Here is a 21,014-nt window from a genome sequence, read left to right as displayed (position 1 = left end):
GGGATAAGGTAGTATTACTCTCTATTTTTTTATACACCTCAAGAAGCGAATATTAAGTATGGCAAACGATCCACGCAAATTACTGGTAACTTGTGCCCTTCCGTACGCTAACGGTTCGATTCACCTAGGTCACATGCTTGAGCACATTCAAGCTGATATCTGGGTTCGCTACCAACGCCTACGTGGCAACACTGTAAACTTCATCTGTGCTGACGATGCTCACGGCACGCCAATCATGCTAAAAGCACAACAGATGGGAATTACGCCAGAAGAGATGATCGCTGCAGTAAGTGAAGAGCACCAAAAAGACTTCGCTGGCTTCGATATTAGCTTCGACAACTATCACAGCACACACTCTGAAGAGAACCGTGAGCTGGCTTCGCACATCTACCTAGAGCTTAAGAAAAACGGTTTTATCTCTAGCCGTACCATTTCTCAGCTGTTTGACCCAGAAAAAGAGATGTTCCTACCGGATCGTTTCGTTAAAGGGACTTGTCCTAAGTGTAAGTCAGACGACCAATACGGTGATAACTGTGATAACTGTGGTGAGACTTACAGCCCAACTGAACTGATTGATCCTAAATCAGCGGTATCTGGCGCAACACCAGTAATGAAAGACTCTGAACACTTCTTCTTCGACCTGCCTCAGTTTGAAAGTATGCTAAAAGAGTGGACTCGCTCTGGTTCGCTACAAGCTGAAACAGCAAACAAGATGCAAGAGTGGTTTGAGTCTGGCTTACAGCAGTGGGATATCTCGCGTGATGCGCCTTATTTTGGCTTTGAGATCCCTGGTGAGAAAGACAAGTTCTTTTACGTATGGCTAGACGCACCGATTGGCTACATGGGTTCATTCAAAAACCTATGTGACAAACGTGACGATCTAAACTTCGATGAGTACTGGAAAAAAGACAGCACGGCTGAGCTTTACCACTTCATCGGTAAAGACATCGTGTACTTCCACTCGCTATTCTGGCCTGCAATGCTAGAAGGTAGCGGTTTCCGCAAGCCAAACAACGTATTCGTACACGGCTACGTAACAGTAAACGGCGCGAAGATGTCTAAGTCGAAAGGCACCTTCATCAAGGCGGCTACATACCTAGATCACCTAGATCCAGAATGTCTACGTTACTACTACGCAGCTAAACTAAACAGCCGTATTGATGACCTAGACCTTAACCTTGAAGACTTCACTCAGCGCGTTAACGCTGACGTAGTGAACAAGATCGTCAATCTAGCTTCTCGTAACGCAGGCTTCATCACTAAGCGTTTTGAAGGCAAGCTATCGGCAGAATTTGCTGAACGTGAACTTTATAACGAGTTCGCTGCGGCAGCTGATCGCATCGCTGAGCTTTACGAAACCCGTGAGTTCGGCCGAGCAATCCGTGAGATCACCGCACTAGCTGACAAAGCAAACCAATACGTTGATGAAAAAGCACCTTGGGTTGTGGCGAAAGAAGAAGGTAAAGACCAAGAGCTACAAGACATTTGCTCTGTGGGTATCAACCTATTCCGCGTTCTGATGACTTACCTGAAACCGGTAATGCCAGAGCTAGCAGCACGCACTGAAGCCTTCCTAAACCAAGAACTAACTTGGGAAGGTGTTGCTGCACCACTAACTGGTCACGAGATCACTAAGTTCAAAGCACTGTTCAACCGCATCGATCCTAAGAAAGTTGAAGCGATGGTTGAAGCATCTAAAGAAGACGCAGCAGCAGAAGTTGCGGCGAAAGAAGCGGCAGAAGCAGCAAAGAACAAAGCAAGCCAAACTGAACTAGACAAAGATCCAATCGTAGAAGAGATTGAATTTGACACTTTCGCAGCCGTTGATATGCGTATCGCACGTATCATCTCTTGTGAAGAAGTGCCAAAAGCAAACAAACTGCTTAAGTTCCAACTCGACATCGGCGGCGAAACTCGTCAGGTATTCTCTGGCATCAAGTCAGCGTACAAACCAGAAGAGTTAGAAGGCAAGCTAACGGTGATGGTAGCAAACCTGAAACCGCGTAAGATGAAGTTTGGTATGTCTGAAGGCATGATCCTAGCTGCGGGCCCTGGTGGCAGCGACCTATGGATTCTTGAACCGCATGAAGGTGCTCAGCCTGGTATGCGTGTAATGTAAGCAAGGCTTAGCCTTCTACAATACGACCGACTTAATCCCCGAAGCAGAAATACTTCGGGGATTTTTTACTTCTGTTGAAATTGCCTATTCTCTGTTAGAGTCGCCTCCAAAATCGACTATCAACCTAAATCCGCCGACGAACGGTTCTTCGGCGCACTCCCTTACTAGGATCCCTTGTGACTAATAATGAAATCTTACGCCGCATCCAGCACTCACTAAATTTGAAAAACACTCAAATCATGAAGACTTTTGAGCAAGCAGAGACTACAGTAGCGCCGAACCAAGTTAACGACTGGCTAAAAGCAGATTCGGATAAGTCTGTGACTAAGATGAAAGATAAAGAGCTGGCTCTGTTTCTGAACGGTTTTATTAATTTAAAGCGTGGTAAGAAGGAAGGCGAACAGCCAAAACCCGAACAAAAGCTTACCAATAACATGATTTTCATGAAGCTGCGTATTGCACTGAACATGAAAGCGGAAGATGTATTGGACGTGCTTGAACTGATGGGTGTGAGTCTGAGCAAGTACGAGGTTGGCGCATATTTCCGTAAACCAAACAATAAGAATTACAAAGCGTGCGACGATCAACTGCTGTGCGACTTCTTAAACGGTGTGCAATTTACTAATCGTCCTGATTCAGAAGAGTTTGTGGCATAACGAAGTCTTTCATCCAAATACAAAAAAACCTCAATCTGGTCAGCCATGATTGAGGTTTTTTCTATTAGAAAGCGCCGACTAGCGCCCTACCCTTAAAGCATTTTACGAGCCGCTTCTACCACCACTTTGATTGAGCGTGCTTCAGTCTCTTTTAGTGTTGAATGATCTGGGATCTCTTTTTGCGTGCGGTTGATGATAACACCAGCCACACAGCCCGCTTTTAGACCAGAGCTTGCACACATAGTAAGAAGAGTTGCAGACTCCATTTCGAAGTTCAGTACGCCCATGTCTTGCCATTCTTGCATAGAACCTTGGAAACGCTTCACAACGCGGCCAGAAAAAGTATCGTAACGCTCTTGGCCTGGGTAGAAGGTATCACTTGAAGCCGTAACACCCATATGAACAGTTGCACCAGATTCTTCTACTGCTGCTTTCATTGCAGTAGCAACATCAAAATCAGCCACTGCTGGGAATTCCATTGGAGCAAAGTGTAGGCTTGCACCATCTAGGCGAACAGAACCTGTCGATACAATCATATCACCCACATTCACGTGCGGCTGGATTGCACCGGTTGTACCAACACGTAAGAAAGTACGAACACCAAGCTGCGCTAACTCTTCAACAGCAATCGACGTAGAAGGGCCACCGATACCAGTAGAACACACAACAACAGGTTTACCTTCAAGCTCAGCACGATAAAGCGTGTATTCACGATGGCTTGCTAGAAAAACTGGATTTTCCATTTCTTCCGCAATTTTCTGAACACGCGCAGGATCGCCCGGGATGATCGCCAATGTAGCACCAGCAAGATCGGCTTCTGTTACACCAAGGTGGAAAACAGCTTGAGACATAAGGAAACTCTCCATTATTGTGGCGAACTGATACAGTTTTTATTCACTCTCTGTATGGTTTCGCTCTTAAGATTCATAGGGTACAGACATACTCTAACGAACCTACACAGAATAAAGAGTGATTAAGATCTCACTCAGAGCAGCAATAATTCATCGCATTTCAAATAAAAACGGTTTACATCACACTTTATCGCAAAGAGTGCGTATTCATTACATATGAAACGAGGTAGCCAGAGTACGAAGACTCTGGCTAGATTTGGGGAGGTTAGGTTCTGTTGCAATTAATCATTTCGAGATTTGAATTGGAGCAAGCGAAGTGCATTGAGCGTCACCAAAGCAGTTGCCCCACTATCGGCCAATACTGCAACCCACAAACCTGTGATCCCAAGCAAGCTGGTCACAAGAAAGACACCTTTAAGGCCAAGTGCTAACGTGACATTCTGCCGAATAATAGAGAGTGTTGCGCGAGACAGCTCGATCATCGCAGGCAACTCCACCAGCCGGTTGTGAGTGATAGCGGCGTCGGCTGTTTCCAAGGCCACATCCGTACCACCACCCATGGCAATCCCGATACTTGATGCTTTCATTGCTGGAGCATCATTGATACCGTCTCCAACCATCGCGACATAAGAATCACTGGACAGTTGCTCTACATAGCGGACTTTATCTTCAGGCAACAAACCTGCTTTAAAATCGATACCAATTGCAGAGCTCATCGCGCGAGCACTTCTTGGGTTATCTCCCGTCAGCATAATCGACTGAATACCTAATTGCTTGAGAGCATTTACAGCATTGGCAGAATCTTCACGTAGCGTATCTTGCCATGCAATAAGTCCGATGACCTCACTATCCGCTTTGATCACAAGAACAACCGTTTTTCCCTGTTCTTCAAGAGTCTCAACGCTCGTAATCAAAGCGTCTGATAAATCAAAATCAATTTTGCTTGGAGCCAGAATTCGGTACAAAACACCATCGACTTTACCAGACACACCACTTCCAACAAGCGCTTGTTTTTCGGTGGCCTCTGGAATATCGATACCAGCAGATTGTACTCGTTTCACCAAAGAAACGGCCAAAGGATGACTAGAGCCCATTTCAATCGCAGCACTTACTCTTAAAACTTCATCAACTTCTAGCTCACCTTGTGACAAGACGTCCGTCACCTGTGGTTTACCTTTGGTTAATGTGCCCGTTTTATCAAATGCAATCGCTTCAATTTTACCAAGCTGTTCTAAGGCCGCTCCACCTTTAATCAACGCGCCTCTTTTTGCTGCAGTGGCTAAACCTGAAGTAATTGCCGCAGGTGTTGAAATCACCAAGGCGCAAGGACACGCAATCAATAAGAGGGCTAAACCACGATAAATCCATGTTTCCCATGGCTGAGCGTAAAGTAACGGAGGCACAACAATCACTGCTAACGCAACAAGCATCATCAATGGCGTATACCAACGACTGAACTTATCTAAGAAACGTTCTAGTGGCGCTTTACGGGATTCCGCTTCCTCAATTAGGTGCAAAATGCGATCGATTGCGTTCTCACCTTGCTTTGAAGTGATGGTCAATCGCACGACTTTATCGACAACGACAGCACCAGCCATAACTGACTCACCTTCATAACGCTCTACAGGAATCGATTCGCCAGTCAGTGCACTTTCATCAAAACTCGCTAATGCATCATGTAATTTGCCATCTGCTGGCATGCGACTTCCTGGTGATACTTCAATAATATCGTCAGGTGACAATTCACTTACGGCCACTTCAACACGTTGTCCATCGATGATCTTAGTCGCCTTTTCAGGAACCAGCTCCATCAACGCTTGCACGCCGCTTCGCGCTCTGGATGCTGCAAAAGCTTCTAGCTGCTCACCGATAAGAAATAACAGCAATACCATTGCCGCTTCAACGGTTTCACCAAGATACAAAGCACCAATGGCTGCAACACTCATCAAGGTCTCAATCGCAAATGGCGTGCCTGATTTCGCTAATGCAATGGCTTTTTTACCTATCGGATAGAGGCCTGCTAAACAGGTAAAAATGAACAACCATTCGCTAACTTGGGGAAGACTGGGTTTCAAAATAGCGGCAATTGCCATCGCAGAGGCAATAGAAAGAATATTGGCATTTTGCTTGATGAAATGACGCCAACCCTTTGGTTGAATCGTTTTCTTTCGTTGGGAAGTGGTTGTAAAAGTGAAACCAGTATCGACAATTGTTTGCTCAACAGCATTCGCTACATCGACATGATTCGATTTGATCACCAGTTTTTCTGTTGCGAAAAGTACTTTTGCTTCAAGAACGCCTTCAACTTTGTTAACTGCGGTTTCAATTTTTCTCGCGCAAGATGGGCAATCCATCCCCACGACAATCCAACTGTAAGTAAACGATGCACTAGAAGAACTTAAGGAGTCACTTTCCTCATCGGCTGGGTCAGTACTCGTTCCGCACGCCGATGATGAACAGCAACCCGAGCTTGCTGGCTCTGCTCCTGCCATCTGGATAGAACTGATTTTCGGGCTCGAACATGAGCCATGTTGAGATGGATTCAATGTCACTTTATCAGAGCGACATGCTTCGTGTTTAGTACACATTGTTAGGCCTCCTTAATTTGCTGACACTGTCATCATAAACCTTGGAGCCTACTCTAAGGTCAATTGTTTTTATGTCTTTTATGGTAGGGAGACGTCAAAACATCGCTGTCTGCACCCGCTTCATCAATTAACACCGCATCATGCGTACAGAAAGGCTGTGTGTTCACACAAGTCACGGAAGGATCATCTTCCCGCACCATATCTTGCCCTGGCATTAATTCAGCAATATGTTTTTTCAGCACCACCAATGAAATTAAGCCAAATACTACTGTGCCTACAGCCTGACCATACAACACTCCTAAGGCGCCAAACCATAAAGCGCCAAAATAGACAAACGGCAAAGTTCCTAGTGTTGCTTTACCTAAGTTTAATGCCGTTGAGTAAAGTGGCTTACCCAAATTGTTAAACGATGTATTGGCCACAAACATCATGCCATTGAAGATAAAGCTGAGTGCTACATAGGTACAAAAGGCTGTCATGATAACAGCAGCATCACCCTGTAGATTGAACATCTCAATCACTAAACCTTGAGCAAAATAGAGCACAGCGCAAACCAACAAGGTGTATATCGTGGTTACAAGTAAAGAGTTGTTTAGCGTTTCTTTGACGCGATCAAAACGCTCTGCACCAAAATTCTGCCCAATGATGGGCCCAACGGCTCCAGAAAGAGCGAAGATAACAGCGAAACAGACAGGCGTTAAACGGCCAATAACAGCAAAGCCAGCGACAAAATCTTCACCAAACTTAGCGATAGAAGAAGTAACAATGGCATTACCAACAGGCGTCGCAAGGTTAGTAACAATCGCAGGCAGGGCGATGGTTAAAATGGATCGAATATTTTGATTCCAAGTCACAAACGAAGGAATCGCGACTAAATTGTGATGCTTAATAAGTGGGTAAAGCGAGAAGAATAGAACAGTAAAGCGAGCAAAAACAGAAGCGGCGGCGGCCCCTTCCACATTCCAGCCAAAGCCAAAAATGAATAGCGGGTCAAGCAACGCATTTGCAATCCCTCCGGAAAGCGTCGCCCACATCGAACGCTTAGCATCACCCGCAGCACGTAGCCCTGCCCCAGCCGCCATTGCTAGCGCAACAACCGGGCCACTAGGCAATAGAATTTCTAAGTAGGCTTGCGCTCGCTCCGCAGCAAAACCCTGTGCCCCAATAGCGGCAAGCAGTTCTGGGATGTAAGCATACATAACCGCAGCAACAATACAGCTAATCAAAAACGTGGTCATCAATACGCTAACGGTAAGCTGGCGTGCCTCATCAAGCTTCTTTGCGCCCAAAGCTTTTGATACCAGTGCGCCCATAGCAATGGAAGAACCAATAGAAATGGAGGTAGAGAAGAATACCAATGTACCAGCAAAGCCGACGGCTGCGGCTAATTCGACTTGCCCTAGCATACTGATAAAGAGCATATCGAGTAAGTCGACGACAAACAGAGCCATTAAGCCAACGGACCCAGCACCTGACATCACCAAAATGTGCTTCATGGTTGAACCTTGAGTAAATTTGGCATCTTGGTTCGACATACTCTCTCCTACAGATAAAAGAAAAGGCGCTCAATGCGCCTTTTTCATCAATTCACCGTATCACACCGGATGTTGGAAGCATTCATCAATGTTCTTCCCTATCGCTTTTAAGACATCACGACGCGTGATCATTCCCACTAGTTTACCATTATCAATCACAGGGTAAACTTTAGGTTTGCCAACTTTCATCATGTCGGCGAGTTCAATGATCGACGCCTCCGGAGAAACAGACAACACTTCTTGGTGCATACAATCACCGACAATGTGTGTGTCTTGACAGAAATAACTCACCTTTACCAATTTCTCAAGCAGGTCTTGCTCGGAAAGGAAACCAATCACTTCTTCCTTGTTGTTAATAACCGGACCACCTAAATGTTCCGTCTTTAAAAGCTTATCCAGAGCCGCACTTAAAGGCATTTCCGGGGTAAAAGTCACCGCTTGTAACTTCATGTAGTTTTTAACTTTTAGCGATTCCATATTCGTCTCCTTTATACACAGCGACCACTGCCTATAACGTAATTGTTGCCTAATTTCTTGATTTTACTAAATGGATATCTACTATTTTTGCAATAGGTGAAGCCTATCACTGTATCCATATGCCAATAGTGGAAGGGAAATCACTGCTGTTTAGTCACATCTTTTTCAGCAAGCCAGCTGCTAATTAGAGAAACGCCAAATGGAACAAAGTAAGTCAGAACCGCCTTATAACTATTAAATAGAGCCGTCATAAACAGCGCGTCGTATTGGTTAATCAGGTTTAACAGGCTCCCTACAATAATCGCAATGACTAACGCCCTTTTGATTGATGTTGAATTCATTGCCATTCCTTTGTTTTTCCTACACACAAAAAAGGAGCATCTCTGCTCCTTTCATTATTTTACTGCCCATCGCTCAGCGGCTTTGGTATCTGAATCTCGAGAATCCACCCAACGGGTCGAGTCTGTTGTCCGTTCTTTTTTCCAAAACGGCGCTTTTGTTTTCAAGTAATCCATAACAAATTCGCTCGCTTCAAATGCCGCACCTCGGTGTGCGCTAGACACACCAACAAAAACAATTTGATCACCAATATCCATATCACCGACTCGGTGTATCACACGGATTTTTTCAACTGGCCAACGCTTTTCAGCCTCATCACAAATTTCAGCCAACGCCTTTTCTGTCATTCCAGGGTAATGCTCTAAGGACAAACCAATCACATTATCCCCCAAGTTCATATCGCGAACTTTACCAACAAAAGTCACAACGGCGCCGGATGATGTACCCTCAGCAAGCAATTGATATTCGTCACCCACAGAAAAATCAGCGTTCTGAACTGCAACACGAGAATCCATCTTATCCTCCTGTTACTGGCGGGAAGAAAGCAACTTCATCGCCATCATTGAGTTCAGTTTCAAGTGGTACAATCGATTGGTTCACGGCAGCAAGTAGCTTTCCAGCTTCCAGTGCTAAAGACCATTTGCCTTCACGCTCTGCTAAATGGGCACGCAATGCCTCAACGGTTGCAAAGCTGGCTTCTAGTTCAATTTGATCTGTGCCCACCAATTCACGAGTCTGGGCAAAAAAGAGTACTTTGATCATACATCCACCTTAAAGTGACCAGACTTACCGCCGGTTTTTTCTAGCAGCCGAACTTGCTCAATCACCATGTCTTTCTGTACCGCTTTGCACATATCGTAAATGGTCAATGCAGCCACTGATGCAGCTGTCAACGCTTCCATTTCAACCCCGGTTTTACCGGCCAATTTACAAACAGATTCAATACGAACCTTGTTTTCTGATTCGATTGCTTCGAGTTGAACTTCCACTTTAGAAAGTAGCAGCGGATGACATAGTGGGATCAGATCCCACGTTTTTTTCGCAGCTTGGATACCAGCAATTCGCGCAGTAGCAAAGACATCACCTTTATGATGTTGACCGGACACGATCAATTGCAACGTTTCAGGTGCCATGTGAACAAAAGCTTCCGCTCTTGCTTCACGAACAGTTTCCGCCTTTGATGAAACATCCACCATGTTTGCTTCACCAGAAGCGTTAATGTGAGTAAATTGGCTCATTACCTCCTCCCTTATACTGAAAGGTGAGGCATGAAGTTACATGGACGATGACTCGCATCAAGCTGTTGTTTGATGATTTTAGTCCAACCCGTGCGACACGCACCTGTAGAACCAGGCATCGCGAAAATAACCGTATGATTTGCAAAACCAGCAATAGCTCGTGACTGAATGGTTGATGTACCGATCTCTTCGTAAGAAACCTGACGGAACAGTTCACCGAACCCTTCTACCTCTTTATCAAACAGGGGTTTCAGCGCTTCAGGTGTACTATCACGAGAGGTAAATCCCGTACCGCCAGTGATCATCACCGCTTGTACATTTTCATCAGCTATCCATTGAGAAACAATCGCACGAATCTTGTACATATCATCGATGACAATCTGCTTATCTACAACGTTGTGACCCGCTTCTTTTGCATTCTCGACAAGGTATGCACCAGAGGTGTCATTTTCTTCTGTACGTGTGTCTGAAACGGTAAGAACAGCGATATTTGCTGGTTGGAATTTACTTTCTGCGTGACCCATTTGTCCACCTATCTAAATTATTTGGGAAGTTAAGCTAAGCACCGCTCAGCTTTAAATTGATTTGTTGTATTAGCCGCCGATTGATGCCAAGTGCGGGGTCATTCCCGTCTTTCCATCATGAAGGAAATGACTGACTGATTTCGATTGTAATTGAGCTTGGATACGCTCTATCAGCTCACTTTCTTGGCCATCGGTTTGAAGTAAGTCGCGTAGCTCCACACCATGCTCACCAAACAAGCACATATGAAGTTTGCCCTTTGCAGAAACGCGCAGACGGTTACAACTTTCACAAAAGTTCTTTTCGTACGGCATGATCAAGCCAATTTCACCTTGATAATCTGGGTGAACGAATACTTGAGCAGGACCATCATTTTTGGCACGCACTTTTAAGATCCAACCATTGGCAATCAGTTGGTTACGAATAGCAACACCGGAAACATGATGGTTATTAAACAGCTCATCCATTTCACCAGTTTGCATTAGCTCAATGAAACGAAGTTGAATTGGACGATGCTTGATCCAGTTGAGGAAAGCAGGCAGTTCACGGTGGTTTAGATCTTTCATCAATACCACATTAACTTTCACTTGTTCATAGCCCACTTCAAACGCGCGATCGATCCCCGCCATCACTTGAGTAAACTTATTTTCTCCAGTGATTTGGTGGAACATTCTCGGGTCTAAGCTATCCACACTAACATTAATATTGGTTAAACCCGCTTGTTTCCACTCAGCGACCTGTTTTTCCATCCGATAGCCATTTGTCGTTGTGGCTACTTTGGTGATCCCTGGTGTTGATGAAACTTGGTGAATAATGTCAGTAAAGTCTTTCCGTAGGCTTGGTTCACCACCCGTAATACGAACTTTGGACGTTCCACAATCGGCAAACGCCCGAACCACTCGCGTGATTTCAGGTAGCGATAAAAAAGATGAGTTTTTTTGCCCCGAAGGTTGATAACCATCAGGCAGGCAGTAAGTGCATTTAAAGTTACAGACATCTGTAACAGACAAGCGCAAGTAATAAAACTTGCGATGGAATCTATCTTCGAATTGTTGCGCCACGGAACACCTTTCCAAACACGGGAGGCCTAATCATTTCCAATTATGCCCTTGTGACAACATGTCACTGGCTCACCACGCCTATCCTTAGACTTAGCTTGATGAGCTCGGAGTTATGGCAACTGTTTGAACAACAGTAGCTATTAGATAAAATACTTAATATTTGTGCGTGTTTCCACCTTTCAGGTCAAAAAAAGCTGACAACAGCTCAATTTACCACTAATTGCGTATTCCCTATCAACGCAATACACTAAATTATAGATGGTTATTTCTAAATAAGTACAAATTCGATGGCTCTGTATTCATCTAAAAAAGTCGTAGCTATTGGTGGCGGCCATGGACTTGGTCGTATGCTAGCAGCTCTAAAATCTTTTGGCTCAAATGCGACAGGGATTGTCACAACCACAGATAATGGCGGTTCAACAGGACGCATTCGTGACTGTCAGGGCGGTATTGCTTGGGGAGATACTCGCAACTGTATCAACCAATTAATCACCGATCCTTCCATCAGCTCAATGATGTTCGAATACCGCTTTAAAGGCGCTGGCGAACTCGATGGTCATAACCTCGGTAACCTCATGCTAACGGCATTGGATAACCTATCCGTTCGTCCTCTTGATGCAATTAACTTAATTCGAAATATGCTCAAGGTCGATGTCAATATTGTTCCTATGACAGAACATCCAACCGATCTCACCGCATTATCGGTGGACGGTAAATGGGTCACCGGAGAAACAAGTGTTGATGAAATGGAAAACGACCTTCGCCGCTTAGATTTAGATCCTGAAGTACCAGCGACAAAAGAAGGTGTGTTGGCCATTGAACAGGCCGATTGCATTGTACTTGGTCCCGGTAGCTTTTTGACCAGCATCATGCCACCTTTGCTACTTCCTGAGGTTGGACGCGCAATCAATAACAACGTGAAAGCTCAAGTCGTTTTTGTGGAAAACTTGTCCCCGGAATATGGTCCTGCTGGACGAATGTCTCTGAAAGAGAAATTAGAATGGTGTGAGCGTGCGTGTCAGGGAAGAAAAGTCGATGTTGTACTAGGGGACACACCCCACCCAGATCTCGCCGAATGGAACTGTGTCACCAAAGAACTCGCCTCACCCAACCGGGACTGGCGCCATGATAGAAGCAAGCTGCAACAAGCAATCGAGTCTCTATTGCGCGACTAATTGTGCGTAATGTTGATAAGTCAGCTTAAGCAGCTCAATCATTTTCTCTTTGCTGTCTGATTGATTAAAGCCTTGGCCAGTTTTCGCATGTGTATCAATTTCAATAGCATATTCGCACAATACCTCAGCGCCAAAACTGGCTGCGCTGCTTTTTAACGCATGGCTTATTTCCTTTAGATATTGGGTTTTATCCTCAGGATCCGCTTGCAGATTTTCAATATAATTAGATAACTCACCAAGGAAAATCTGCAACAGCACTGGTACATTTTCCTCACCAATTTCTGAGGCAAGTCGATTTATCTTTTCTTGATTAAGTACTTCCATAGCGGCTTACTGAGCTTCCTTCGTGTTCCAAGCTTGGAGTTTACGATAGATTGTTGACGGACTAACATCGAGGTAACCTGCAGCTTTAGGAATATTCCCATCGCAGGCCTCAATAGCTTGTTCAATTGCATTTTTTTCTGTCATCCACAGCGGGAAAATGTCGTGTACTGAAACGGCTTCTTTTGCTTGAATCGGCATACGGATTTCATTTTCTCCCGGAATGTTCAATGGCGGTGGCAACATATCAAAGCTGATATCTTTTCCGTTATTAAGCACCACCACGTTACGTAATACATTTTGCAGCTGACGCACATTCCCCGGCCATTCATAACGGGTGAAGCGCTCAACTACATCTGGCGTCAGACGAACAAAGTCTTTACCTTCCTCTTTCGACATAAAGCCTAATAATGAGTAAGCAATTTCTATGACATCATCACCCCGTTCACGCAGTGGCGGTAAATGTAAAGGAATAACATACAATCGGTAATATAGGTCTTCTCGAAAACGCCCTTCTTGAACTTCCTTCCAAGGATCACGGTTCGTGGCACAAACAAACCGTACATCAACGCTTTTCATTTTCGATGAACCTACTTTCTGAAACGTACCTGTTTGGATAAATCGCAATAACTTGGTTTGCAGATCTAAGTCCATTTCACACAGTTCATCCAGAAACAGAGTTCCTCCGTCAGCCAATTCTGCCGCGCCTTGACGATCGGTGGCTGCACCGGTAAATGCCCCTTTGACGTGGCCAAACAACTCACTTTCGATCAAATCTTTTGGTATCGCGGCACAGTTAATAGCAATGAATGGCTTGTCTCCGCGACGGCTCGCTGCATGGATGGCCTCAGCACACACCTCTTTACCCGTACCACTCTCTCCGGTAATGAAGATACTCGCCTTACTGCTCGCTGCTGAATCTATAGTTCGATAGACCGCTTGCATCGTCTGGCTGCTACCGATAAAACCCTGATAGCTTTGATTTCCCGGATTACCAGCTTCATTTTTTAATTTGGTCGCTTTACGAATTGCGTTATTGACGGTCACACGTAGGCGGTCAGCTTCACACGGTTTAATCAAAAAGTCTTGTGCACCATGACGCATGGCTTCTACTGCTGTATCGATGGAACCATGTGCCGTCATAAAGATCACTGGTACATCAGGATCTCTTTGTTTCACTTCATAAAGCACATCCATCCCGGTCATATCAGGCAAGCGCAAATCAAGCAAAATTAAGTCTGGTGTACGCGCAGAAACACTTTCGATAGCGTCTCGCCCTGTCCCAACGATATTGATATCTATCCCAAGTGGTGTGAGGTACGAACGATACAATGCCGCAACAGAAGCCGTATCTTCCACCATCAATAGATATTTTGACTTTGTAGAGTGAGATGAATGTTGCATAACCTAGCCATTATTTTTTTGCATTCTGTATGAATAATTGCATTGCGCGTTGCATTTTGCAAACTTATTACTCATTTGAGTCCATATTAAACGACTTTAGAATACATTATGCACAATAAAAATGGCACGATATCTGCTAAAACACTATTGACCCTCAAGGGTCACCTAGCCAACTGACGTTGTTAGTGAACTTAGTATTCACAAATTGAAGCCAATAGACATTTTTGCTATTGGCTATTTTTTTGCTTAAAAATCCCCACTTCGTAATCAGACCAAATTAGCTATTTGCAATAAACTGCTGGCGCAATTTGTCAATTTGATCTCGTTTCTCCGCCGCTAATTCAAACTCTAGATCCTGAGCATGTTGATACATTTGAGCTTCGAGTTTACTGATCTCTTTCTCAAGCTCTTGAGGTGACAACACCTGATATGACTGAGAAGGCTCTGCAACTTTAGAAAGCGGAACCGCTTTACTACTACGCTGTTTCCGACTTTTAGCGATATCACCAAGTTCCATAATATCTTTAACATTACGTTTTAGCGCCTGTGGCTGCATACCGCGCTCTTCATTATAAGCTTGCTGTTTTTCGCGACGTCGATTGGTCTCATCCATTGCTTTTTTCATCGATTTTGTAATTGAGTCGGCATATAAGATAGCCTTACCCTCAATATTACGTGCCGCACGACCTATAGTCTGAATCAGTGAGCGCTCTGAACGTAAAAAGCCTTCTTTGTCTGCATCCAAGATTGCCACTAACGATACTTCAGGCATATCTAGGCCTTCTCTCAGTAGGTTAATCCCAACCAACACATCAAACTCACCTAAACGCAAGTCACGAATGATTTCGACACGTTCGACCGTATCAATATCAGAATGCAGATAACGAACTCGAACATCGTGCTCAGTCAAATACTCTGTCAGATCTTCTGCCATACGTTTTGTTAATGTGGTGACAAGTACGCGCTCGTCTTTTGCTGAGCGAATTCGGATTTCCGACAACAAGTCATCGACCTGAGTCGCAACCGGACGTACTTCCAGTTCTGGATCCAGTAGCCCAGTTGGACGCACTACCTGATCAGCAATTTCACCTGCAGACTTATCTAGCTCATAATTTCCAGGGGTTGCGGAAACAAAAATAGTTTGGGGGGCCAGTGACTCAAATTCATCAAATTTAAGAGGTCGATTATCTAGCGCTGACGGTAAGCGAAAACCAAACTCCACTAAGGTTTCTTTTCTCGAACGGTCCCCTTTATACATCGCGCCAATTTGTGGCACTGTCACATGTGATTCATCAATAATAAGTAAACCATCATGAGGAAGGTAATCAAATAATGTCGGAGGCGGCTCTCCCTCACTTCTGCCACTGAGATAACGTGAGTAGTTTTCTATTCCCGAGCAAAAACCCAACTCGTTCATCATCTCAATATCAAATTGTGTTCGCTGACTTATGCGCTGCTCTTCGAGTAATTTGTTGTTCTCCAAAAGATAGCTCTTACGCTTTTCGAGCTCGACTTTAATGCTCTCAACAGCTTCAAGAATACGCTCTCGCGGCGTTACATAGTGGGTTTTCGGATAAATGGTAAATCTAGGGATATCTCTTTGCTTAACCGCACCTGTCAAAGGGTCAAAAATGCTGATGCAATCAATCTCGTCATCAAACATTTCAATGCGTACAGCGTCTTGATCAGATTCTGCAGGAAAAACATCAATCACTTCACCACGGACTCGGAATTGCCCCCGTTCAAAGGCGACATCATTTCGGCTGTATTGCAGCTCGGCTAAACGACGTAAAATATCGCGCTGGTCTAAAATATCGCCTCGACGGATGTGAAGCATCATTTGCAGGTAAGACTGTGGATCGCCCAAACCATAAATGGCTGAAACAGAAGCAACAATGATTGCGTCTTTACGCTCTAATAAAGCTTTTGTCGCAGACAAACGCATTTGCTCGATATGGGCGTTAACAGAGGCATCTTTTTCTATGAATGTATCTGTGGTCGGAACATAAGCTTCAGGTTGATAGTAGTCATAATAAGAAACGAAGTATTCAACGGCATTGTTGGGGAAAAATGCTTTCATTTCACCATAAAGCTGAGCGGCCAACGTTTTGTTAGGGGCAAGCAAAATAGCAGGACGCTGGGCCTGAGCAATTACATTAGCGAGAGTAAATGTTTTTCCTGAGCCTGTTACACCCAATAGGGTTTGATGAGCCAGGCCGGAGTCTAAGCCGTCGAGCAATTGGCTTATTGCCGTTGGCTGATCTCCTGATGGCTGATAATCAGATACCAACTCAAAAACTTTACTCATAGTAACCTCTGGTGATGTCATTCAATGTCTGTTTATTTTGTCTGTATAAATATACAGACTCAAGTGGTATTAGGAAAATTAATCGCTGTTTTGCACTTTTTGCTTTCTCACAACTAGATCCTCGCTATTGAACCTGTTATTATGCCTCCCCCTCGAAGAGTTTGCCCGAAAAATCCGACAAAACTTTCCCACAACTTACTCACATTTTTACTGAAATCATATTAGAAATACTCCTTAAGAAAGCTAACCCGTAAGCAGTAAATTCAATTAAGAATGATCATAAAGCATTGAATATCAATTAGTTAAAACACCATAACGTTTAGTTATAAAATAAAGCGAAAACTTTAACTTAAGCACACTATTTTTTTGCTCAAGCTTAATTAACACACTTATCCACAATTTTGGTGGATAAGTAAAGCAACCCTAATAACGATAAGGCTTACGAGAAAGTAAAGTATTTTTTTACGGGAAATGAGGTTAATTTGCTGCAGTTTAGTATTGACTTATCTCTGGCTCCTAGCTAAGATGCGCTCCGCTTAAAGCAATTCCCCCTTAGTTCAGTTGGTAGAACGGCGGACTGTTAATCCGTATGTCGCAGGTTCGAGTCCCGCAGGGGGAGCCAAATTCAGAAAAAAACCGCATCACCTGATGCGGTTTTTTTGTATTAAGTTTACGTACGGCTTTGTTGTACTGTTTCCAGTTCGTTGTTTTGTAGCGAGGTTTCGGCATGGGACTAGCGTAATTAACTTACTTAGCCGATCAGATCGTAAGTGTCTGATTTAGTTCCCTCGAATTACGCAACAAAGCCTGTTTGCTATCAATTAAAAATACAGTTGCATATATGTGATCCTATTTCTGGTTCACTGACCCTTTCTATCCTTTTTGCCTTCATGGGCTTTTATTTTTTGATAATAGTTTTCACTCTCACTTTTTTTATTCCTAAGTTTTTGTTGTAGAGCTTGCTGTTGGTCAGAGCGTTGCTTTTTTAAGCTATAATTTAAAACCTTTCCTTCTCAGGTTGTTATTGAGCAGCCAAAGCAGGATAATGTCGGGATCGGAATTTCTAAATTACATAACTATGACCGAATATCTTTTGTTGTTGGTGGGCACAGTGCTAGTCAACAACTTTGTACTGGTGAAGTTTTTGGGCCTATGTCCGTTTATGGGAGTTTCTAAGAAACTAGAAACCGCAATCGGTATGGGGTTAGCCACAACGTTTGTACTGACATTAGCCTCGGTATGTGCTTATTTGGTGGAAAGCTATATTTTGCTTCCGCTCGGTTTACAGTACCTGCGTACTATGAGCTTTATTCTAGTGATTGCTGTTGTGGTTCAGTTCACCGAAATGGTGGTACATAAAACCAGTCCAACACTTTACCGTCTATTAGGTATTTTCCTTCCTCTTATTACGACTAACTGCGCCGTGCTCGGGGTTGCCCTGCTAAACATTAACGAAAACCATAACTTCGTTGAGTCTGTTATCTATGGATTTGGTGCGGCAGTCGGCTTTTCTCTGGTTTTGGTGCTGTTCGCTTCCATGCGCGAACGCATTACCGCAGCTGATGTTCCTGCACCTTTCAAAGGTGCATCTATCGCGATGATCACCGCCGGGTTAATGTCTTTAGCCTTTATGGGTTTTACAGGGTTGGTGAAGTTGTAATGAGTTCTATCGTAATCGCAGTTATTGCCATTGCAGCCCTTGCTGCTATATTTGGGGCAATATTAGGTTTTGCCTCTATCCGGTTTAAAGTAGAAGGCGATCCTATCGTCGACCAAATTGATAATATTTTGCCGCAAACACAATGCGGTCAATGTGGTTATCCCGGCTGCCGTCCCTATGCGGAAGCTATTGCCAATGGCGATGCCATCAATAAATGCCCTCCAGGTGGTCAAGCGACCATTGAAAAGCTTGCTGATCTTATGGGAGTAGAAGCAAGTGAGTCTGCACACGAGCTAGACGATATTAAGAAAGTCGCATTTATTCATGAAGATATGTGTATTGGATGTACAAAATGCATTCAAGCTTGTCCTGTCGATGCGATTGTCGGCGGAACAAAAGCTTTACACACGGTAATTAAAGATGAATGTACTGGCTGTGACTTATGTGTGGCACCTTGCCCAACCGACTGTATTGAAATGATCCCGGTAGAAACCACTACCGCAAATTGGAAGTGGCAACTGGACGCCATTCCTGTTGTTGATATTACCGATTCTGCTAAGTCGCAGAATAGTGTGAATTAAGGACTGGTATGTTGTCATTAATCGAACAAATTAAATCTGGTTCACTGTGGGACTTTCCCGGTGGCATTCATCCGCCAGAAAACAAAGCTCAATCACTTAAAACGCAATTGACTCATGCAAGTTTACCTACGCAGTTGATCTTGCCAGTCAAACAGCACATAGGTAAGCCAGGGACAGTGACCGTTTCCGTCGGTGATCGCGTCTTAAAAGGCCAACCACTCAGTAAATATGATTCGAGCTTTATGTTACCTGTCCACGCGCCAACATCTGGGATCGTGACAGCTATAGAACCTCGCACTTCAGCGCATCCTTCTGGCTTAACAGAGCTTTGTGTTGTTATCGAGCCTGATGGCAAAGATGAATGGGCAGAGCGTAAAGCATTCGACAATTTCAACCAACTCTCACCAGATGAGCTGATCGAAATAATACGTCAAGCCGGTGTGTCTGGTATGGGTGGTGCCGGCTTCCCGACAGCTAAGAAAATTCAGGCGGGCTTGGCTCGCACCGAAATTTTAATCATCAACGCTGCTGAATGTGAACCCTACATCACCGCGGACGATATTTTAATCCAAGAGCACGCAGATGAAGTTATTCGTGGTATCGAAATCGTCGAGCACATTCTTAGTCCAAAGCTGACAATTATCGGTATAGAGGATAATAAACCGCTCGCAATCCAAGCTCTGGAAAGTGCGGCGAAAGACAAAGATATTGTAATTCGCGTCATTCCAACCAAATACCCATCCGGTGGTGAAAAGCAGCTAATCAAGGTGCTTACGAATAAAGAAGTTCCTAACGACGGTATCCCTGCTGACATTGGTTTATTGGTACAAAATGTAGGTTCTATGTACGCGATAAAGCGTGCTGTGTGTGATGGTGAACCGTTAATTGAACGGGTTGTGACCTTAACAGGAAATGCATTTCAGCAACCTAAAAATGTCTGGGCACGACTTGGTACATCGGTTCAAGCGCTGTTAGATGAATTTGGCTATCAAGCGGATAAAAGACTTCCAAGACTTATTATGGGTGGGCCGATGATGGGCTTCACGCTGCCACATGCAGAGGTCCCAGTTACCAAAACATCCAACTGCATTTTAGCTCCAACTCGAAATGAGATCGTGGCAGACTCATACGAAATGGCATGTATCCGCTGCGGTCAATGTGCTGAAGCATGTCCAGCCTCTTTACTTCCTCAACAACTTCAATGGCACGCAAAAGCCGAAGAGTTCGATAAATGTGAAGAGCTCAATCTCAAAGACTGCATTGAATGCGGTGCTTGTGCATTTGTGTGCCCAAGCGAAATTCCTCTCGTTCATTATTATCGTAAAGCAAAAGCCGAAATAAAAGCTCGTAAAGAAGAAGCTGAAGCATCTGAACGTGCGAAAGCGCGCTTTGAAGAGAAAAAAGCGCGAATGGAGCGCGACAAAGCAGAGCGAGAAAATCGCTTCAAAAAAGCAGCCGATGATCGCAGAAAAGAGATGAAGAAAACGGGTGGTGACGACGCAATCGCTGCCGCTATCGCTCGTGTGAAAAAACAAAAAGCCAACAACGAAGCGGAAACACCAGCAGTCAAACCAGCCGTTGCCGCTGCCATTGCCAAAGCGAAAGCCAAACAAGCCGCAGCTATGCAAGCAGGCGACAGCGAGCCAGATAATTCAGAAATGATGAAGCTGCGTGAAGAACGCAAACGTCAGGCAAGAGAACGTAAAGCGGCTAAGGCAGAGCAACAATCTGCCACTGAAAACTCTAATGACAAACAAGATGCGGTCGCCGCTGCAATCGCTCGTGCTAAAGCGAAGAAAGCTCAAGCACAAAACACTGATGCTTCCAACACCGACAAAAAAGCAGCAGTAGCTGAAGCCATTGCAAGAGCGAAAGCTCGCAAAGCGAAGCAAGAAAGTAAGCCAGTGGCTGAGCCTGAATCTTCACCAGCTCCCATGCAAGAGGACGATCCGAAAAAAGCAGCTGTTACTGCCGCTATTGCACGTGCTAAAGCACGCAAAGCGAAGCAAGAAAGCAAACCGACTGCTGAGTCGGAAGCTTCACCAGCTCCAGCGCAAGAAGACGATCCGAAAAAAGCAGCCATTGCTGCCGCTATTGCACGAGCTAAAGCACGCAAAGCGAAGCAAGAAAGCAAACCGATTGCTGAGCCGGAAGCTTCACCAGCTCCAGAACAAGAAGA

At 44.5% G+C, this 21,014-nt stretch carries 19 protein-coding genes, 1 tRNA gene and 1 riboswitch; of the genes, 7 read left to right on the top strand and 13 right to left on the bottom strand.

Annotated elements, in window-relative coordinates; genetic code table 11:
- Nucleotides 1–58: 58 nt before the first annotated feature.
- Together metG and ACQEXU_RS16560 are read left to right on the top strand one after the other, a co-directional pair.
- Nucleotides 59–2,119, top strand: coding sequence for a methionine--tRNA ligase (gene metG, locus ACQEXU_RS16565; protein WP_427011650.1), 2,061 nt, complete (start codon nt 59–61; stop codon nt 2,117–2,119).
- A 176-nt stretch (nt 2,120–2,295) separates the two neighbouring features.
- Nucleotides 2,296–2,775 carry a DUF1456 family protein gene (locus tag ACQEXU_RS16560; protein WP_427011649.1) on the top strand — a complete coding sequence of 160 codons (480 nt, stop codon included), beginning with the start codon at nt 2,296–2,298 and terminating at the stop codon, nt 2,773–2,775.
- Between the two features lie 92 nt (nt 2,776–2,867).
- Here the strand turns inward: ACQEXU_RS16560 and udp are convergent, their stop codons facing one another.
- The 10 genes from udp to moaA form a co-directional block, all read right to left on the bottom strand.
- The gene (gene udp, locus ACQEXU_RS16555; protein ID WP_367987003.1) at nt 2,868–3,626 is read right to left on the bottom strand and encodes a uridine phosphorylase; all 759 of its coding nucleotides are present in this window, start codon (nt 3,624–3,626) and stop codon (nt 2,868–2,870) included.
- Nucleotides 3,627–3,907: 281 nt separating this feature from the next.
- A complete protein-coding gene (locus ACQEXU_RS16550; protein WP_427011648.1) occupies nt 3,908–6,214 on the bottom strand; it encodes a zinc/cadmium/mercury/lead-transporting ATPase in 2,307 nt (768 codons plus the stop codon).
- Nucleotides 6,215–6,273: 59 nt separating this feature from the next.
- Complete coding sequence (locus ACQEXU_RS16545; RefSeq protein WP_427011647.1) at nt 6,274–7,749, bottom strand: MATE family efflux transporter; 1,476 nt, start codon at nt 7,747–7,749, stop codon at nt 6,274–6,276.
- 60 nt (nt 7,750–7,809) lie between these two features.
- Entirely contained in the window at nt 7,810–8,226 is a 417-nt protein-coding gene (locus ACQEXU_RS16540; RefSeq protein ID WP_367987006.1) for a CBS domain-containing protein, read from the bottom strand.
- Nucleotides 8,227–8,366: 140 nt separating this feature from the next.
- Complete coding sequence (gene nrtS, locus ACQEXU_RS16535) at nt 8,367–8,567, bottom strand: nitrate/nitrite transporter NrtS (RefSeq protein WP_427011646.1); 201 nt, start codon at nt 8,565–8,567, stop codon at nt 8,367–8,369.
- A gap of 54 nt (nt 8,568–8,621) precedes the next feature.
- Complete coding sequence (moaE, locus tag ACQEXU_RS16530; RefSeq protein WP_427011645.1) at nt 8,622–9,080, bottom strand: molybdopterin synthase catalytic subunit MoaE; 459 nt, start codon at nt 9,078–9,080, stop codon at nt 8,622–8,624.
- 1 nt (nt 9,081) lies between these two features.
- A complete protein-coding gene (gene moaD / locus ACQEXU_RS16525; protein ID WP_427011644.1) occupies nt 9,082–9,327 on the bottom strand; it encodes a molybdopterin synthase sulfur carrier subunit in 246 nt (81 codons plus the stop codon).
- A complete protein-coding gene (gene moaC, locus ACQEXU_RS16520) occupies nt 9,324–9,803 on the bottom strand; it encodes a cyclic pyranopterin monophosphate synthase MoaC (RefSeq protein ID WP_427011643.1) in 480 nt (159 codons plus the stop codon). The genes moaD and moaC overlap by 4 nt, the downstream gene beginning before the upstream one ends.
- Nucleotides 9,804–9,814: 11 nt before the next feature.
- Nucleotides 9,815–10,327, bottom strand: coding sequence for a molybdenum cofactor biosynthesis protein B (gene moaB, locus ACQEXU_RS16515; protein ID WP_239865573.1), 513 nt, complete (start codon nt 10,325–10,327; stop codon nt 9,815–9,817).
- Nucleotides 10,328–10,396: 69 nt separating this feature from the next.
- Nucleotides 10,397–11,386 (bottom strand): GTP 3',8-cyclase MoaA, encoded by a 990-nt coding sequence (moaA, locus tag ACQEXU_RS16510; protein ID WP_427011642.1) that lies wholly within the window; start codon nt 11,384–11,386, stop codon nt 10,397–10,399.
- A riboswitch (molybdenum cofactor riboswitch) is annotated at nt 11,375–11,508 on the bottom strand. (Overlaps the previous gene by 12 nt.)
- A 165-nt stretch (nt 11,509–11,673) precedes the next feature.
- On the opposite strand from moaA, the gene ACQEXU_RS16505 reads away from it, so the two are divergent.
- A complete protein-coding gene (locus ACQEXU_RS16505) occupies nt 11,674–12,561 on the top strand; it encodes a YvcK family protein (protein ID WP_427011641.1) in 888 nt (295 codons plus the stop codon).
- On the opposite strand, the gene luxU is transcribed toward ACQEXU_RS16505, so the two are convergent.
- From luxU to uvrB, 3 genes are all read right to left on the bottom strand, one after another.
- The gene (luxU, locus tag ACQEXU_RS16500; protein WP_367987013.1) at nt 12,547–12,885 is read right to left on the bottom strand and encodes a quorum-sensing phosphorelay protein LuxU; all 339 of its coding nucleotides are present in this window, start codon (nt 12,883–12,885) and stop codon (nt 12,547–12,549) included. The two genes, ACQEXU_RS16505 and luxU, sit on opposite strands and share 15 nt — an antisense overlap.
- A 6-nt stretch (nt 12,886–12,891) precedes the next feature.
- A complete protein-coding gene (gene luxO, locus ACQEXU_RS16495; RefSeq protein WP_427011640.1) occupies nt 12,892–14,286 on the bottom strand; it encodes a quorum-sensing sigma-54 dependent transcriptional regulator LuxO in 1,395 nt (464 codons plus the stop codon).
- A 277-nt stretch (nt 14,287–14,563) separates the two neighbouring features.
- Nucleotides 14,564–16,594, bottom strand: coding sequence for an excinuclease ABC subunit UvrB (gene uvrB / locus ACQEXU_RS16490; RefSeq protein WP_427011639.1), 2,031 nt, complete (start codon nt 16,592–16,594; stop codon nt 14,564–14,566).
- Nucleotides 16,595–17,140: 546 nt separating this feature from the next.
- On the opposite strand from uvrB, the gene ACQEXU_RS16485 reads away from it, so the two are divergent.
- The 4 genes from ACQEXU_RS16485 to rsxC all read left to right on the top strand — a co-directional run.
- A tRNA-Asn gene (locus ACQEXU_RS16485) sits at nt 17,141–17,216 on the top strand.
- 456 nt (nt 17,217–17,672) lie between these two features.
- Nucleotides 17,673–18,254 carry an electron transport complex subunit RsxA gene (gene rsxA / locus ACQEXU_RS16480; protein ID WP_367987018.1) on the top strand — a complete coding sequence of 194 codons (582 nt, stop codon included), beginning with the start codon at nt 17,673–17,675 and terminating at the stop codon, nt 18,252–18,254.
- Complete coding sequence (gene rsxB, locus ACQEXU_RS16475) at nt 18,254–18,835, top strand: electron transport complex subunit RsxB (protein ID WP_367987019.1); 582 nt, start codon at nt 18,254–18,256, stop codon at nt 18,833–18,835. The genes rsxA and rsxB overlap by 1 nt, the downstream gene beginning before the upstream one ends.
- Nucleotides 18,836–18,843: 8 nt before the next feature.
- Nucleotides 18,844–21,014 (top strand): electron transport complex subunit RsxC (rsxC, locus tag ACQEXU_RS16470; RefSeq protein ID WP_427011638.1); only part of this gene is annotated, 2,171 nt, incomplete at its 3' end.

It is taken from the genome of Vibrio sp. TRT 21S02 (assembly GCF_050113675.1).
Classification (GTDB): domain Bacteria; phylum Pseudomonadota; class Gammaproteobacteria; order Enterobacterales; family Vibrionaceae; genus Vibrio.
The sequence above is the reverse complement of the archived record's forward strand: the minus strand, read 5'-3'. Positions and strand labels throughout refer to the sequence as shown.

Coding starts and splice junctions, on each gene's coding strand:
- metG (WP_427011650.1), top strand. CDS start 59: ATGGCAAACGATCCACGCAAATTACTGGTAACTTGTGCCCTTCCGTAC.
- rsxB (WP_367987019.1), top strand. CDS start 18,254: ATGAGTTCTATCGTAATCGCAGTTATTGCCATTGCAGCCCTTGCTGCT.
- moaE (WP_427011645.1), bottom strand. CDS start 9,080: ATGGATTCTCGTGTTGCAGTTCAGAACGCTGATTTTTCTGTGGGTGAC.
- nrtS (WP_427011646.1), bottom strand. CDS start 8,567: ATGAATTCAACATCAATCAAAAGGGCGTTAGTCATTGCGATTATTGTA.
- moaB (WP_239865573.1), bottom strand. CDS start 10,327: ATGGGTCACGCAGAAAGTAAATTCCAACCAGCAAATATCGCTGTTCTT.
- ACQEXU_RS16545 (WP_427011647.1), bottom strand. CDS start 7,749: ATGTCGAACCAAGATGCCAAATTTACTCAAGGTTCAACCATGAAGCAC.
- rsxA (WP_367987018.1), top strand. CDS start 17,673: ATGACCGAATATCTTTTGTTGTTGGTGGGCACAGTGCTAGTCAACAAC.
- udp (WP_367987003.1), bottom strand. CDS start 3,626: ATGTCTCAAGCTGTTTTCCACCTTGGTGTAACAGAAGCCGATCTTGCT.
- ACQEXU_RS16550 (WP_427011648.1), bottom strand. CDS start 6,214: ATGTGTACTAAACACGAAGCATGTCGCTCTGATAAAGTGACATTGAAT.
- moaC (WP_427011643.1), bottom strand. CDS start 9,803: ATGAGCCAATTTACTCACATTAACGCTTCTGGTGAAGCAAACATGGTG.
- ACQEXU_RS16540 (WP_367987006.1), bottom strand. CDS start 8,226: ATGGAATCGCTAAAAGTTAAAAACTACATGAAGTTACAAGCGGTGACT.
- uvrB (WP_427011639.1), bottom strand. CDS start 16,594: ATGAGTAAAGTTTTTGAGTTGGTATCTGATTATCAGCCATCAGGAGAT.
- ACQEXU_RS16505 (WP_427011641.1), top strand. CDS start 11,674: ATGGCTCTGTATTCATCTAAAAAAGTCGTAGCTATTGGTGGCGGCCAT.
- luxU (WP_367987013.1), bottom strand. CDS start 12,885: ATGGAAGTACTTAATCAAGAAAAGATAAATCGACTTGCCTCAGAAATT.
- moaD (WP_427011644.1), bottom strand. CDS start 9,327: ATGATCAAAGTACTCTTTTTTGCCCAGACTCGTGAATTGGTGGGCACA.
- luxO (WP_427011640.1), bottom strand. CDS start 14,286: ATGCAACATTCATCTCACTCTACAAAGTCAAAATATCTATTGATGGTG.